At 70.6% G+C, this 15,476-nt stretch carries 9 protein-coding genes and 2 pseudogenes; 5 read left to right on the top strand and 6 right to left on the bottom strand.

Translation table 11 applies throughout. The features are described from left to right. Positions 1 to 60: 60 nt before the first annotated feature. Both C5F48_RS12255 and C5F48_RS12250 read right to left on the bottom strand, forming a co-directional pair. Positions 61 to 2,493, bottom strand: a complete 2,433-nt coding sequence (locus C5F48_RS12255) for a GcvT family protein (protein ID WP_107664198.1) — start codon at positions 2,491 to 2,493, stop codon at positions 61 to 63. Between the two features lie 27 nt (positions 2,494 to 2,520). After that, positions 2,521 to 4,963 (bottom strand): annotated as a pseudogene (locus C5F48_RS12250) (GcvT family protein). A gap of 100 nt (positions 4,964 to 5,063) precedes the next feature. On the opposite strand from C5F48_RS12250, the gene C5F48_RS12245 reads away from it, so the two are divergent. After that, on the top strand, positions 5,064 to 5,915 hold the full coding sequence (locus tag C5F48_RS12245) for a LysR family transcriptional regulator (RefSeq protein ID WP_107664197.1): 852 nt from the start codon (positions 5,064 to 5,066) through the stop codon (positions 5,913 to 5,915). A 124-nt stretch (positions 5,916 to 6,039) separates the two neighbouring features. Here the strand turns inward: C5F48_RS12245 and hutC are convergent, their stop codons facing one another. Further along, positions 6,040 to 6,729: a histidine utilization transcriptional repressor HutC gene (hutC, locus tag C5F48_RS12240; protein ID WP_211314583.1), complete on the bottom strand. Its 690-nt coding sequence runs from the start codon at positions 6,727 to 6,729 to the stop codon at positions 6,040 to 6,042. After that, positions 6,726 to 8,069 carry a formimidoylglutamate deiminase gene (locus tag C5F48_RS12235; protein WP_107664196.1) on the bottom strand — a complete coding sequence of 448 codons (1,344 nt, stop codon included), beginning with the start codon at positions 8,067 to 8,069 and terminating at the stop codon, positions 6,726 to 6,728. The genes hutC and C5F48_RS12235 overlap by 4 nt, the downstream gene beginning before the upstream one ends. A gap of 70 nt (positions 8,070 to 8,139) precedes the next feature. Between C5F48_RS12235 and hutI the strand changes: the two genes are divergently transcribed. The 3 genes and pseudogenes from hutI (at position 8,140) to hutU (ending at position 12,568) form a co-directional block, all read left to right on the top strand. After that, positions 8,140 to 9,330, top strand: coding sequence for an imidazolonepropionase (gene hutI, locus C5F48_RS12230; RefSeq protein ID WP_107664195.1), 1,191 nt, complete (start codon positions 8,140 to 8,142; stop codon positions 9,328 to 9,330). Continuing rightward, positions 9,323 to 10,867: a histidine ammonia-lyase gene (gene hutH, locus C5F48_RS12225; RefSeq protein WP_373454341.1), complete on the top strand. Its 1,545-nt coding sequence runs from the start codon at positions 9,323 to 9,325 to the stop codon at positions 10,865 to 10,867. The genes hutI and hutH overlap by 8 nt, the downstream gene beginning before the upstream one ends. A 17-nt stretch (positions 10,868 to 10,884) precedes the next feature. After that, positions 10,885 to 12,568, top strand: a pseudogene (gene hutU / locus C5F48_RS12220) (urocanate hydratase). A 97-nt stretch (positions 12,569 to 12,665) separates the two neighbouring features. Here hutU and C5F48_RS12215 read toward each other — a convergent pair. After that, the gene (locus C5F48_RS12215) at positions 12,666 to 13,589 is read right to left on the bottom strand and encodes a PHP domain-containing protein (RefSeq protein WP_107664193.1); all 924 of its coding nucleotides are present in this window, start codon (positions 13,587 to 13,589) and stop codon (positions 12,666 to 12,668) included. A gap of 166 nt (positions 13,590 to 13,755) precedes the next feature. Between C5F48_RS12215 and C5F48_RS12210 the strand changes: the two genes are divergently transcribed. Further along, on the top strand, positions 13,756 to 14,445 hold the full coding sequence (locus C5F48_RS12210) for a DUF1045 domain-containing protein (protein WP_107664192.1): 690 nt from the start codon (positions 13,756 to 13,758) through the stop codon (positions 14,443 to 14,445). Between the two features lies 1 nt (position 14,446). On the opposite strand, the gene C5F48_RS12205 is transcribed toward C5F48_RS12210, so the two are convergent. Beyond that, on the bottom strand, positions 14,447 to 15,400 hold the full coding sequence (locus tag C5F48_RS12205) for a magnesium transporter CorA family protein (protein ID WP_107664191.1): 954 nt from the start codon (positions 15,398 to 15,400) through the stop codon (positions 14,447 to 14,449). Between the last annotated feature and the right edge of the window lie 76 nt (positions 15,401 to 15,476).

Genomic DNA, 15,476 nt, shown 5'->3' with positions numbered 1-15,476 from the left:
TTTCTGTCCTAAAATATCCCACGGGGGTCCGGGGGTGTGAAACCCCCGGGCGCGGCCCGATCACATGCGCACGCGTTCGGCCTTGGGATCATACATCGGCGCCAGCGACGCCTCCGCCCGATGCCGCCGCCCGGCAATCTCGATCTCATAGACGGAACCCAGGACCTCCGCCTCGCTCTGCCCCTCGCAGGGCACATAGCCGAGGCCGATCGCCCCGCCGAGGTGATGGCCGTAGTTGCCCGAGGTCACGGTGCCGACGATCCGCCCGTCGCGCACCACGCCCTCGTTGTGGTAGATCATCGGCTCCGGATCGGTCAGCCGGAACTGCACCAGCCTGCGCGACAGCCCCGCCTCGCGCTTGCGCAGCACAGCCTCGCGGCCGAGGAAGTCGCCCTTGCCGGGCTTCACCGCAAAGCCCAGACCCGCCTCCAGCACGTGATCCTCGTCGGTGATGTCATGGCCGAAGTGGCGGAAGCCCTTCTCGATCCGGCAGCTGTCCAGCGTGTGCAGCCCGCAGAGCGTGACCTCCTGCTCAATCAGCGTCTCGAAGACATGCGCCGCCTGATCGGTGGAGACATAGATCTCCCAGCCGAGCTCGCCGACATAGGTCACGCGATGCGCGCGGGCGAGCCCCATGCCGATCTCGACTTCACGCGCCACGCCAAAGGGATGCGCCTCATTGCTGAAGTCGTTCGGGCTCACCGCCTGCATCACCTCCCGTGCCGCGGGACCCATCAGGCAGAGCACGGCCTCGGCGGCGGTGACATCGGTCACGACCGCGAAGGCCTCGCCCAGATGCCGCCGCAGCCAGGCCAGATCGCGCTGCAAGGTGGCGCCGGGCACCACCAGGAGGAAGGCCGTCTCCGACAGCCGCGTCACCGTCAGGTCGCTCTCGATCCCGCCGCGGGCGTTCAGCATCTGGGTGTAGACGATCCGCCCCGCCGCCACATCGACGTCATTGGCGCAGAGCCGCTGCAGGAAAGTGCAAGCGTCGCGCCCCTCCACCCGGATCTTGCCGAAGGAGGTCATGTCGAAGAGCCCGACCTTGCCGCGCACCGCCGCGTGCTCGGCCTTCTGGTTGTCGAACCAGTTCTGCCGCCCCCAAGAATAGCGGTATTCCCGCTCCTGCCCCTCGCGGGCGAACCAGTTGGCCCTTTCCCAGCCCGCGACCTCGCCGAAGACCGCGCCGCGCGCCTGCAGATGCGCGTGGATCGGGGAGCGGCGGATGCCGCGCGAGGTCTCGACCTGCCGGTAGGGGAAATGGTCGGCATAGAGCAGCCCCAGCGTCTCCGAGACCCGCTCCTTCAGGTAGCGGCGGTTCTTCTGGAATGGCTGGGCGCGGCGGATATCCACCTCCCAGAGGTCGAAGGGCGGCTCGCCCTCGGTGATCCAGGCGGCCAGCGCCATGCCCGCGCCGCCGGAGGAGGCGATGCCGATGGAGTTGTAGCCCGCCGCCACCCAGTAGCCGCCCAGCTCCGGCGCCTCGCCAAGGTAGTAGCGGTCGTCGGGGGTGAAGCTCTCCGGCCCGTTGAAGAAGGTATGCACGCCCGCCGTCTGGAACAGCGGCATCCGGTGCATTGCTGCTTCCAGAATGGGTTGGAAGTGATCGAAATCCTCGGGCAGCGAGTCGAAGCAGAAGTCCTCCGGGATGCCGCCCATCCCCCAGGGCTTGGCCTTGGGCTCGAAGGCGCCGAGCATCATCTTGCCCGCGTCGGACTTGTAATAGGCGCATTCGTCCGGCACACGAAGAACCGGCAAATGTCCAAGCCCGTCAATCGGTTCGGTGACGAGATAGAAGTGCTCGGCCGCATGCAGCGGCAGCGTCACGCCCGAGGCCGCGGCCAGATCGCGGCCCCACATGCCGCCGCAGTTGATCACCACATCGGCGGCGATATGGCCGCGCTCGCCGCCGCTCTCCCAATCCACCCCGGTGACGCGGCCCGCGCCTTGGGTCACCGCCAGCACCTTCACCCCCTCGACGATCCGCGCCCCGCGCATCCGCGCGCCCTTGGCCAGCGCCATGGCGATATTGGCCGGGTCGCATTGCCCGTCGAGCGGCAGATGCACCGCACCCACCACATCGCCGACCTCCAGATGCGGATACATCGCCTTCACCTCGGCGGGCGATATCTCCTGCACCGCCACATCGAGCGCGCGCGCCAGCGTCGCCTGCCTCAGCAGCTCCTCATGCCGCGCCGCCGTCAGCGCGACCGAGATGCTGCCCACCTGCCGCATCCCCGTGGCCACCCCGGTCTCGGCCTCGAGCCGGACGTAGAGATCGGCGGAATATTTCGCCAGCCGCGTCATGTTCTGCGAGCCGCGCAGCTGGCCGATCAGCCCCGCCGCATGCCATGTCGTGCCCGAGGTCAGCTGCTTGCGCTCCAGCAGCACCACATCGGTCCAGCCGGCCTTGGCCAGATGATAGGCGACCGAGCAGCCGGAAATCCCGCCGCCGATGATTACGGCCCGCGCCTGCTTCGGAATCTCAGCCATGTCTTGTCCCTTCGTCCCGCCCCGACGTCATGCCCGGATCCTCGCGTTCTGCGGGTCCCACACCGCCTGATCCGCCTGCACCACCGCCGGGAAGCGCTCGCCGAAGATCTCCACCTCCAGCGCGATCCCGGGCTCGGCCAGATCGGCGCGCACCATGCCCAGCGCCACGCAGGCCCCGGCGCGGTGCCCCCAGTAGCCCGAGGTCGTCTCGCCCACCACGGCGCCGCCGTGCAAGAGGGTCGACATATAGGGCGGGTCGGCCTCGCCCGCGGCGACGATCAGGCTGACGAAGCGCCGCTTCGGCGCGGCCTGCTTCTCGGCCAGCAGCGCCGCGCGGCCACGGAAGGCGGGCTTGGTGAAATCGATGAAGCGCTCCAGCCCGCCCTGCAGCACGGTGTAATCCGTGGACAGATCGCCCTTCCACGCCCGGTAGCCCTTTTCGATCCGCAGCGAGTTCAGCGCGAACATGCCGAAGGGCTTCAGCCCATGCCCAGCGCCCGCCGCCAGCACCGCCTCGACCACCTCGGGCGTATCCTCGATACGGCTGTGGATCTCCCAGCCGAGCTCGCCGGCGAAGGAGACGCGCAGCAGCAGCACCGGCCGCCCGGCGATCTCCGCCTCCTGCCAGCTGAGCCAGGGCCGCGCCAGATCGGCCCCCGTCACCCCGGCAAGGATCGCCCGCGAGGCAGGCCCGGTGAGGATCTGGCAGGACCAGCCATCGGTCTCGTCCTCCAGCCGCAGCCCCTCGGGCAGCGCCCCCAGCAGCCATTCCCGGTCATGCGCCTGCGCGGTGGCCGCGGTGATCAGCAGCACCTCGTCATCAGCCATCCGCGCCATCGACATCTCGGTGACGATCCGCCCCGCCTCGTCGGCGAAATACCCGAGGCCGAGCCGGCCGACCTTCGGCACCTTGCCGGTGATCTGCAGCGCCAGCCAGTCGGCGACCCCCGGTCCCGTCACCCGGAAGCGCGAGAATCCCGGCAGATCGAGCAGCCCCGCCGCATCGCGCACCGCCTCGCATTCCGCCTTCACCGCGCCGAACCACGGCCCTTCGCGGTCCCATGTCTGGGTTCCCGCCTCCGAGGTGTCGTCGCCCGGCCGCGCATACCACAGCGCCCGTTCCCAGCCGTTGTAGGCGCCGAACTGCGCGCCAAGGCCCGCCATGCGGTCATGCACCGGCGAGAGCTTCTTGCCCCGCCCCTCGGGCCAGCTGTGATGCGGGAAGTGGATGGCATATTCGTGACCATAGACCTCCATCCCCTTGGCGATGCAGTAGTCCCGATCCTCGAAGCCGGTGAAGCGGCGCGGATCGCAGGACCACATGTCCCATTCGGTCCGCCCTTCCGTCACCCATTCGGCCAGAACCTTCCCGGCGCCCCCCGCCCTGACAGATGCCGAAGGTGAAGACGCAGGCCTCATAGGCATCGGGCACGCCGGGCATCGGCCCGATCAGCGGATTGCCATCGGGCGTGTAGGGGATCGGCCCGTTGATCACCTTGGTCAGATTGGCCTTCTCCAGCAGCGGCACCCGCGCCATGGCGTCGGCGATATGCCACTCCAGCCGGTCGAGATCGTCGGGGAAGAGCTGGAAGCTGAAATCCTCCGGGAAGGGATCGTCCGGCGTGATCCAGTGCGCCCGGCAGTTCCGCTCATAGGGCCCGAGGTTGAAGCCCTGCTTCTCCTGCCGCAGGTAGTAGCTGGAATCGACGTCGCGCAGCAACGGCAGCTTGTGCCCCGCCTCCGCCGACCACGCGGCGAGCTCGGGGATCGCGTCGAACAGCATGTATTGATGGCTCATCACCATCATCGGGATGTCGCGCCCGAACCACTTGCCGACCTCGCGGGCATAATATCCCGCGGCATTCACCACCTTCTCGCAGCGGATCTCGCCCTTCGGCGTCTCCACCACCCATTCGCCGGTCTCGCGCCGCACCCCCGTCGCCGGGCAGAAGCGTTCGATCCGCGCGCCCAGGCTGCGCGCCCCCTTGGCCAGCGCCTGCGTCAGCTGCGCCGGGTCGATGTCGCCGTCATAGGGGTCATAGAGCGCCCCGCTCAGCCCCGTCGTCTCGAGGAAGGGATAGACGCTGCGGATCTCCTCCGGCCCCAGCACCTCCAGATCCATGCCCTGATAGCGCCCCATGCCGCGGACCCGCCGGAACTCCTGCAGCCGCTCCCGGCCGTGGCCCAGCCGGACGGAGCCGGTGACATGGTAGTTCATCGGGTAATCCACCGCCTGCCCGAGCCCGCGGTAGAGCTCGGCCGAATAGCGCTGCATGTTCATGATCGACCAGCTGGAGGAGAAGGTCGGCACATTGCCCGCCGCATGCCAGGTCGATCCGGCGGTCAGCTCGTTCTTTTCCAGAAGCACCGCATCGGTCCATCCGGCCAGCGCCAGATGGTAGAGCGCCGAGGCCCCCACCGCCCCGCCGCCGATGATGACCACACGCGCGCTCGTCGGAAAATCAGCCATGTCTGCCCCCTCTGTCGCCGCCCACTATCGGGCGCGCCGAGACGGCTTTCAATTCGGCCGCGAGCCCCCTATTGATCGAAAAACCCGATCAGGAGCAGCCATGCAGATCGAGCTTCTGGAGACCTTCCTCGACCTCGTCGAGACGCGCAGCTTCAACCGCAGCGCCGAGCGGCTCGGCGTCACCCAATCCACCGTGTCGGCCCGGATCGCGGCGCTGGAAACCGCGCTCGGCGCCCGGCTCTTCGACCGCTCCCGGGCCGGGACCGAGCCGACGATGGAGGGCCGCCGCTTCGAGCCGCATGCCCGCAGCCTGCGCCACGAATGGAACGAGGCCCGCCGCCGCATCCGCGTGCCCGGAGAGGCGGCGCATCTGGTGCGGCTCGGCATCCAGAACGATCTCGCCGCCCAGCATATCGGCGAATGGGTCGCCGACTTCCGCCGCGCCATCCCCGACGCCGCCTTCTACATCGAGCCGGACTATTCCACCCAGATGTGCGCCGACCTCCTCACCGGGCTGCAGGATTTCGCGGTGATGTTCGCACCCAAGCCGCATCCCGACCTGCATTTCACCAATGTGGGCGAGCTGCCCTATGTGATGGTCTCCTCCCGAACCGACCGCCGCGCCGAGGTGGCGCCCGACAGCTTCGTCTTCGCGCATTTCTCCAACGCCTTCGAAGCGATGCACCGCGAGCTCCTGCCCGAGCTCGCCGGCGCCCCGGTCTCGGTCGGGCAGAGCGCCACGGTGGCGGCGCTCCTCAACGCCATGGGCGGCGCGGGCTATGTGCTGGAAAAAACCGCGCAGCAGATGATCGGCACGGGGCGCTTCCGCCTCGTGGTCGATGCCCCGGTGCTGCGCCAGCCGGTCTATGCCGCGATGCACCTGCGCCACCGGATCAGCCCGATGCACCGCCGCCTGCTGCGCATCGTCCAACGCCACTTCGGCGCCCGCTGACCCTTCGGGTTTTTCTTGGGCCACGCATGCCCGGCCACCCTCCGCCCCGCCGCCGCTCTGTCCGCGGCAGCGCCGCGCGCGGGGGCTCGATGCCCCCAAGCGCGGCTCCCCCCGGCCCGCCGGCTCAGACCACCGTGCGCAGCCGATAGCCCGGCGCATAGGCGAGCCGCACTGTCGTCACCGGCAGATCCCGCTCCCAGGTGCTGCGCTCGACGATGAAGAGCGCCGCGCCCTCCGCCAGCCCCAGCACCTCGGCCTCCTCCGCGCTGGCCGAGGCGGCGGAGAAGGCGATGTCGCCGGTGGTATAGGGCACATGGCCCACCAGCCATTCATTGGCGCTGATCGCGGCGAAATCCGGGGCCGGGTCGGGCAGCACCGCGGGGTTCAGCCAGCGGTCCTCCAGCAGGAAGGGCCGCCCGTCCGCCAGATGCAGCGTCTTCAGCTGCAGGAGTTCCAGCCCCGGCGCCAGCCCCAGCCGCGAGGTGACCGGCGCCGGGGCCTCGCGCAGCCGCTGCTCCAGGAGGTGAAAGCCATAGGCCTGCCCCCGCCCCTCGACCTCGAGCCGGGTCACCGGGATGTCGAGCGTGGCGCGGCGCGGCGGCGAGAGCGCGACCCGGGTGCCCGCCTTGCGCCGACGCTCCAGCACGCCGGTCTCGGCCAGCTCGCGCAGCGCCCGGTTCACCGTGGCCCGGGCGCAGCCGAACTCCTGCGCCAGCGCCTCCTCGGTCGGGATCAGCGCCCCCGGCGCCCAGTCGCGGGCGTGGATGCGGCGCAGCACCTCGGCGCGGATCTCCTCCCAACCCTGCGGCGTCACAGGAGCCCCCGCAGCCGGGCCATCGCCCTACGGTAGCGCGCCTCGATCCCCTCGCGCCCCACATGCCGCCCCCCGCTCACCACGGGCCGCCCCGCCGACCAGACCTCCGACACCATCCGGTCGTCGCCCGCGAAGATCCAGGCGTCGAGCAGCGCATCGCCCTGCCGCCCCTCCAGATCGACGGCCCGCGTGTCCAGCGCCAGAAGATCGGCCCAGTCGCCGACGCGGATCGCCCCGCTCCGCCGCCCCGCCGCCTGCGCGCCCCCGGCCAGCACGCTCTCGTAGAGCAGCCGCCCGGTGGAGCGCTCCGGCTCCGCCAGCATCGCCCGCCCCCGGTCGCGCAGCCGCTGGGAGTATTCCAGCAGCCGCAGCTCCTCGGCCAGAGCGATGCGCACGTTGCTGTCCGAGCCCACGCCGAAGCGCCCGCCGGCCGCAAGCCAGCGCACCCCGTCGAAGATGCCGTCGCCCAGATTGGCCTCGGTGATCGGGCAGAGCCCGGCCACAGCGCCGCTCCGCGCCAGAGCCTCGGTCTCGGCGGGCAGCATCTGGGTGCAATGGATCAGGCACCAGCGCGCATCGACCGCGTGGTTGGCCAAAAGCCACTCCACCGGACGCGCACCGTAAGCGTCTGAGACTTCCTCGACCTCCGCCACCTGCTCGGCCAGATGCATGTGCAGCGGCCCGGGCAGCGCCGTCACCGCCGCCAGCCCCTCGCGGCTGACTGCCCGCAGCGAATGCGGCGCCGTGCCCAGCACCCCGTCGGCGGCAAGCCCGCGCCCCGCCGCCGCGCGCAGCGCCATGAACCGCCCGACGTCAGAGCCGAAGCGTGCCTGCCCCGGGCCCAGCGCCCGCCCGTCGCAGCCGCCCTGCTGATAGAGCACCGGCAGCAGCGTCAACCCACAGCCGGTCTCCGCCGCCGCCGCCACGATCCGCCCCGCCATCTCGGCCGGATCGGCATACGGCGCGCCGCCCGGCTGGTGATGCAGGTAGTGGAACTCGGCGACCGCGGCATAGCCCGCCTCCAGCATCTCCATCTGCACGAAGGCGGCGATGGCGCCGACATCCTCGGGCGTCAGCGCGTCGAGGAAGCGGAACATTAGCTGCCGCCATGTCCAGAAGCTGTCCTGCGCCGGGCCGCGCCGCTCGGTCATCCCGGCCATGGCGCGCTGGAAGGCATGGGAGTGCAGGTTCACCGGCGCGGGCAGAAGGCAGCCGAGCCCCCGTCCCGGCACGCCGGTCTCCACCGCGGCGATCCGGCCTTCCCGCAGGGTCAGCCGCACATCCCTTGCCCAGCCCTCGGGCAGCAGCGCCGTTTCGGCCCAGATCGTCGCGTCCTGCATGGCAAGCCTCTTGACAGGGTTTATTATGTGCAGACATATTAAATCCATGCGCAGACAAAAGGCAAGCGGCATGATGATTCTGGCCAATGCGACCGTGGCGACGATGCAGGGCGGCTACGGGCTGATCCCCGAGGGCTGCGTGGTGACCGAGGGCGAGACGATCCGCTGGGTCGGGCGCATGGCCGATCTGCCGCCGGAGTTCGACGGCCCGCGACAGGATCTCGAAGGGCGACTGGTCACGCCCGCGCTGATCGATTGCCACACCCATGTGGTCTTCGGCGGCAACCGCGCCGCCGAGTTCGAGATGCGGCTGAAGGGCGCGAGCTATGCCGAGGTGGCCCGGGCGGGCGGCGGCATCGTCTCCACCGTCAGCGCCACCCGCGCCGCCTCGGAGGCGGAGCTTCTGGCGCAGGCCCTGCCGCGCATCGACGCCATGCTGGCCGAGGGTATCGCCAGCATCGAGATCAAGTCGGGCTACGGGCTCGATATCGAGACCGAGCTGAAGATGCTGCGCGTCGCCCGCCGCATCGGGCAGGAGCGCAGGGTGCGCATCCTCACCTCCTTCCTCGGCGCCCATGCCGTGCCTGCCGAGTACAAGGACCGGGCCGACGCCTATATCGCCGAGGTCGCCCTGCCCGCCCTGCGTGCCGCCCATGCCGAGGGGCTGGTCGATGCGGTCGACGGTTTCTGCGAGGGCATCGCTTTCGCGCCCTCGCAGATCGCCGAGGTCTTCGGCGAGGCGCATCGGCTGGGCCTGCCGGTGAAGCTGCATGCCGAGCAGCTTTCCAACCTCGGCGGCGCGGCGCTGGCGGCGCGGCATGGCGCGCTGTCGGCGGATCATCTGGAATATCTCGACGATCTGGGCGTCGAGGCGATGGCCGCCGCGGGCACTGTCGCCGTCATCCTGCCCGGGGCGTATTTCACGCTGCGCGAACCGCAGGCCCCGCCGATCGCCGCCCTGCGCGCCCATGGGGTGCCGATGGCGGTGGCGACCGACTGCAACCCCGGCTCGTCGCCGATGACCTCGCTCTGCCTCGCGATGAACATGGCCTGCACCCTGTTCCGCCTGACCCCGGAAGAGGCGCTGCTGGGCGCCACCGCCCATGCCGCCCGCGCCCTCGGCCTCGGCGACGCCGGGACCATCGCCCCCGGCCTGCGCGCCGATCTTGCCGTCTGGGAGGCGCGGCACCCGGCCGAACTCAGCTACCGCATCGGCGCGACCCCGCTCCATGCCCGGATCTTCGGAGGCTCGCTTGTCTGAAACCCTCATCCCCGGCGCGACCACCCTTGCCCAGCTCGAACGGCTCTTCCGCGACGGCAGCGCCGCCCGGCTCTCGCCCGGGGCGCGCCCCGCGGTCGAGGCCGCCGCCGCCCGCATCGCCGAGGCCGCGGCAGGCGAGGAGGCCGTCTATGGCGTGAACACCGGCTTCGGCAAGCTCGCCAGCCTGAAGATCGCCGCCAAGGACACCGCCACCCTGCAGCGCAACCTGATCCTGTCGCATTGCTGCGGCGTGGGCGAGCCGATGCCCCGCCCGGTCGCACGCCTGATGCTGGCCCTGAAACTCCTCTCGCTCGGCCGCGGCGCCTCCGGCGTGCGCTGGGAGATCGTGGCGCTGCTCGAAGGCATGCTGGCCGAGGGCGTGACCCCGGTGATCCCCGCGCAGGGGTCGGTCGGCGCCTCGGGCGATCTCGCCCCGCTCGCCCACATGGCCGCGGTGATGATCGGCGCGGGCGAGGCGGAGATCGGCGGCGCGGTGCTGCCGGGCGCCGAGGCGCTGGCCCGAGCCGGGCTCGTCCCGGTGACGCTCGGCCCCAAGGAGGGGCTGGCGCTGATCAACGGCACCCAGTTCTCCACCGCCTATGCGCTGGCCGGGCTCTTAGACGGCTGGCGCGCGGCGCAGTCGGCGCTCGTCACCTCGGCGCTCTCCACCGACGCGATCATGGGCTCCACCGCACCACTCGAGCCCGAGATCCACAGCCTGCGCGGCCATCTCGGCCAGATCGAGGCCGCCGCCGCCCTGCGCGCCCTGCTCGACGGCTCCGCGATCCGCGAGAGCCACCGCGAAGGCGACACGCGGGTGCAGGACCCCTATTGCATCCGCTGCCAGCCGCAGGTGACCGGCGCGGCGATGGACGTGCTGCGCATGGCCGCCCGCACGCTGGAGGTGGAGGCCAACGCCGCCACCGACAATCCGCTGGTGCTGCAGAACGGCCGCATCGTCTCGGGCGGCAACTTCCATGCCGAGCCAGTCGGCTTCGCTGCCGACATGATGGCGCTGGCGCTTTCGGAGATCGGCGCCATCGCCCAGCGCCGGGTGGCGCTGATGGTCGACCCGACGCTCAGCTTCGACCTGCCGCCCTTCCTCACGCCGAACCCCGGCTTGAACTCCGGCCTGATGATCGCCGAGGTGACGACGGCCGCGCTGATGAGCGAGAACAAGCATCTGGCGACGCCCACCGTCACCGACAGCACCCCCACCTCGGCCAATCAGGAGGACCATGTCAGCATGGCCGCCCATGGCGCGCGGCGGCTCGGCCGGATGGTCGAGAACCTGAACGTCATCCTTGGCGTCGAGGCGATCTGCGCCGCGCAGGGCATCGACTTCCGCGCCCCGCTCGCCACCTCGCTGCCACTGCAGGGCGCCGTCGCCCGGCTGCGGCAGGAGGTGGCGACGCTGGGCGACGACCGCTACCTCGCCCCCGACCTCAAGGCCGCCGCCGCCCTCATCGCCTCGGGCGCGCTGACCGCCGCCACCGGCCTCGACCTGCCCGCCCTCAACCTGCCTGCCCACGTCTGACACCGCTGGAGCCCCCCATGAACAAACGTCACAACCTCCGCGACATCTACCCCCCGACCGGCACCGTGATCAGCGCCAGGAGCTGGCTGACCGAAGCGCCGATGCGGATGCTGATGAACAACCTGCATCCCGACGTGGCCGAGAACCCGCATGAGCTTGTGGTCTACGGCGGCATCGGCCGCGCCGCCCGCACCTGGGAGGATTTCGACCGCATCGTCGCCACTTTGAAGACGCTGGAGGAGGACGAGACCCTGCTGGTGCAATCGGGCAAGCCGGTGGGGGTGTTCCGCACCCACAAGGACGCGCCGCGGGTGCTGATCGCCAATTCCAACCTCGTGCCGCATTGGGCGACCTGGGACCATTTCAACGAGCTCGACAAGAAGGGCCTGGCGATGTACGGCCAGATGACCGCGGGCTCCTGGATCTACATCGGCACCCAAGGCATCGTGCAGGGCACCTATGAGACCTTCGCCGAGGCGGGCCGCCAGCATTACGGCGGCGACCTCACCGGGCGCTGGGTGCTGACCGGCGGGCTCGGCGGCATGGGCGGCGCCCAGCCCCTCGCCGCGGTGATGGCCGGGGCCTGCTGCCTCGCCGTCGAATGCGACGAGACCCGGATCGATTTCCGTCATCCGCACCCGCTACCTCGACGCCAAGGCTGCGAGCCTCGACGAGGCGCTCGGGCTGATCGCGGATTGGACGGCGAAGGGCGAGGCGAAATCGGTGGGGCTGCTCGGCAATGCCGCCGACATCTTCCCCGAGCTTCTGGCCCGGATGCAGGCCGGCGGCCCGCGTCCCGACATCGTCACCGACCAGACCTCGGCGCATGACCCCTTGAACGGCTACCTGCCGCAGGGCTGGACGGTGGCCGAGGCCAAGGCCGCGCGCGAGACCGATCCGAAGGCGGTCGAACGCGCCGCCCGCGCCTCGATGAAGACCCATGTGGCGGCGATGGTCGGTTTCTGGAACGCCGGCGTGCCGACGCTCGACTATGGCAACAACATCCGGCAGGTGGCGCTGGAGGAGGGGCTGGAGACCGCCTTCGCCTTCCCCGGCTTCGTCCCGGCCTACATCCGCCCGCTCTTCTGCCGCGGCATCGGCCCCTTCCGCTGGGCCGCCCTCTCGGGCGATCCGGAAGACATCTACAAGACCGACGCCAAGATGAAGGAGCTGTTCCCCGAGAACGCCGCCCTCCACCGCTGGCTCGACATGGCCCGCGAGCGGATCGCCTTCCAGGGCCTGCCGGCGCGGATCTGCTGGATCGGCCTCGGCGACCGGCACAGGGCGGGGCTCGCCTTCAACGAGATGGTCCGCTCGGGCGAGCTGAAGGCCCCGGTGGTGATCGGCCGCGACCACCTCGACTCGGGCTCCGTCGCCTCGCCCAATCGCGAGACCGAGGCGATGCGCGACGGCTCCGACGCGGTCTCGGACTGGCCGCTGCTGAACGCTCTCCTGAATTGCGCCTCGGGCGCCACCTGGGTCAGCCTGCACCACGGCGGCGGCGTCGGCATGGGCTTCTCGCAGCATTCCGGCATGGTGATCTGCGCCGATGGCAGCGACGACGCGGCGCGGCGGATCGGCAACGTGCTGTGGAACGACCCGGCGACCGGGGTCATGCGCCATGCGGATGCGGGCTATGGTGAGGCGCTGGATTGCGCGCGCGAGCACGGGTTGCGGTTGCCGGGGATCCTCGGGAACTGAGCGGCTTCCTCGGGGGCTGGCGTTGCAGGGGGGCTGTCTGCCCCCCTCGGGCTTCGCCCTCACCCCCCGAGGATATTTTTCGACAGAAAATGAAAGGTCAGAGCCGGATCGGGTTGCTCCAGGCGCGGCGGCCGGCGGCGTCGCGGATCGTCACGCGCAGGAAGCTGGAGGCCGCGAAGCGGGCGAGCGGGATGCGGGCGGTGGTCATGGACTGGCCGTGGAGGGCGGTGGAGGCGGTGCCGACGCCCTGCACGGTGACGGCGGTGACGGCGGAGCAGTCGACCTCGATGACATCGTCGGTCACGCGGATGTCGCGGATCTCGGGGCCCTGGCTCGAATAGAAGTCGCCGCGTTTCAGAGCGGCGAGCAGCGCCTCGGGGTCGTTCGCCTCGGCTTTCACCATGACCCAGCCGCCGAAATGGTCGGGCTCGTGGAAATGCGCGTCGTCGGTGGCGATCAGCGTCAGGTCACGGCCCTCGCTGAGCAGGAGGTCGGCGATGGCGGCGCCGTCGGGGCGCTCGCAGCCCATGGCGCAGCCGTGGTTGTAGATCTCCACCGCATGCGCCGCTTGGATGCTGCGGGCGTCGGCCAGCGTCAGGCCGGACCATTGCGGATGGGCGATGGCGACGAAGGCCCCGGCGGCGACGGCGCGGGCGGCGATCTCGGGGCCGGTCTCCTGCGTCGGCGTGGCCTGGAAGTCGAGGACGTCGGGAGCGGCGAAATCTGGCGGCAGGCCGACGGCGAGGATGTGCCAGAGCTCGCCATTGGCCATCGCGCCGGAATGCAGTTCGGCCCCGAGGATCGGGGTGAAGGAGGCCGAGCGATAGGGCGCGGTGTCGGTGATCGGATAGCCGTAGCGGCCGATGAAATGATCGGTCAGGGCGAGGAAGTCGTAGCCCTCGGCCCGGTAGCGGCGGCAGACCTCCTCGGGGTCGAGCACCCCGTCGGAGCGGGTGGAATGGGTATGCAGGTTGCCGCGCCAGAAGCGGCCGGGGGCGGTGAAGGCGGAGAGGGTTTTCATCGGGCGATCCTTGGCTGCGGCGCTGTCGGGCGGGGGTGCGCCCTCTTGTCGCTTGCCGGCATGACGCGCGCAAGACGGCGGCAAGGCGCTGCCGCGGGACGCGAGGCTTCCCCTTCCGCCGCAACCGTGCCATGTCTTCGCCCGTCCGGTGAGGCAGGGGAAGCTGATGCAGGGATTTTTGCGCTACGCGATCTATTACGCGCCCGAGCCCGGGCCGCTGGCGGAATTCGCCGCGCACTGGCTCGGCTGGGATGCCGATTCCGGCGCGGCCATGGCGCATCCGCTGCTGACCGGGCTGCCGCGCGAGGTCGGGCTTCTGACCCAGGCGCCGCGCAAATACGGTTTCCACGGCACGGTGAAGCCGCCGTTCCGGCTGGCCGAGGGCGCCGATGTCAGCGACCTGCACGCGGCCTTCGTCGCGCTCTGCCCCTATCTCGCGCCGGTGACGCTGCCGGGGCTGCGGCTGGAGCGGATCGGCGGCTTCGTGGCGCTGACGCCGGAGGGCGATCAGGGCCCGCTGGCGGCGATGGCCGCCGAGGTGGTCCGCGCGCTCGACGGCTTCCGCGCCCCGCCCGACGCGACCGAGATCGCCCGCCGCCGCCCCGAGCGGCTGAGCCCGCGGCAGCGCGGCTATCTGGCCGACTGGGGCTATCCATATGTCATGGAGGAGTTCCGCTTCCACCTGACGCTGACCGGCGACCTGCCGGAGGCCGAGGCGGCGCAGGTCGAGGCGGTGCTGGGCCCGGTTTTGCAACCGCTGCTGCCCCAGCCCTTCCGCATCGGCAGCCTCTGCCTGTTCGGCGAGGCGGCGGATGGCCGGTTCCGCCTCCTGGAGCGGGTGGCGCTGACCGGCTAGGTCAGAGCCAGTTCTTCCAGCGGAACCACAGATAGGTCGCCGCCGCCGAAGCGACCATCAGGATCAGCGCCGCCGGGTAGCCCCAGCTTTGCGACAGTTCCGGCATATGGGCGAAGTTCATGCCGTAGACGCTGGCCACCAGCGTCGGCGGTAGGAACAGCACCGCGACGACCGAGACGATCCGCACCGTGGCGTTCTGCGTCAGGTTGATCATGCCCAGCGTCGCATCGGTCACCAGCGCCACGCGCTGCGACAGGAAATCGGCATGCACCTCCATCGCGGCGATGTCGCGGGTCTGGCTCTTCACCACCGGGCGCAGCGCCGCGCCGCTGCGCTCGGTCTGGCCGTAGAAGCTCAGCGCCCGCTCCAGCGTCAGCAGCGCCAGCTGGATGTTGCCGAGCAGCTCCCCCTGTCGGCCCACCTTCTCCAGCGCGCCCTGCAGCAACTGCGGCGGGATGTTCTGGCCCTGGCTGCGGAAGATGCTGCGCGACACCTCGTCGAGGCTGCGGCCGGAACCCTCCAAAAGGTCGGCGAGCCGCCCGGTGATCTCCTCGATCAGGCCGAGGAATATCTGGTCGGCGGTGGCGCAGCCCGGGCCTGTCCTGTCGGCGCGCTCGGCATAGGTCTCGAAGGGGCGCGGCGCGTGGTGGCGCACGGTGATCAGCCGCCCCGGCGCCAGGATGAAGGTCACCGGGCCGGAGATCTGCTGCTTGGCCAGATCCTGCCCGGGGATCACCACGGTCATGTAGTCCAGCCCGTTCTCACGGTAGAGCCGGTTGGAGATCTCGATCTCCTCCATGTCGGCCAGCGTCGGCACGGCGATGCCGAGCGCGGCCACCGCGGCGATCTGCGGCGGCTGCGGCCGGTAGAGGTCGATCCACAGAGCCTCGGCCAGCGGCTCGGTCGGGCCGCGGCGGATCAGCCGGTCGCCGGAGGTCTGGTAGGCATAGAGCATCGCGGTCTCCGGCAGCTGAGCGCCTTTGCTAGCGCGGTTCGGGCGGCGTGCAAAGCCGCTTCGCGCGGGCGGCCGG

The organism is Cereibacter changlensis JA139 (assembly GCF_003034985.1).
GTDB lineage: Bacteria > Pseudomonadota > Alphaproteobacteria > Rhodobacterales > Rhodobacteraceae > Cereibacter > Cereibacter changlensis.
The sequence above is the reverse complement of the archived record's forward strand: the minus strand, read 5'-3'. Positions and strand labels throughout refer to the sequence as shown.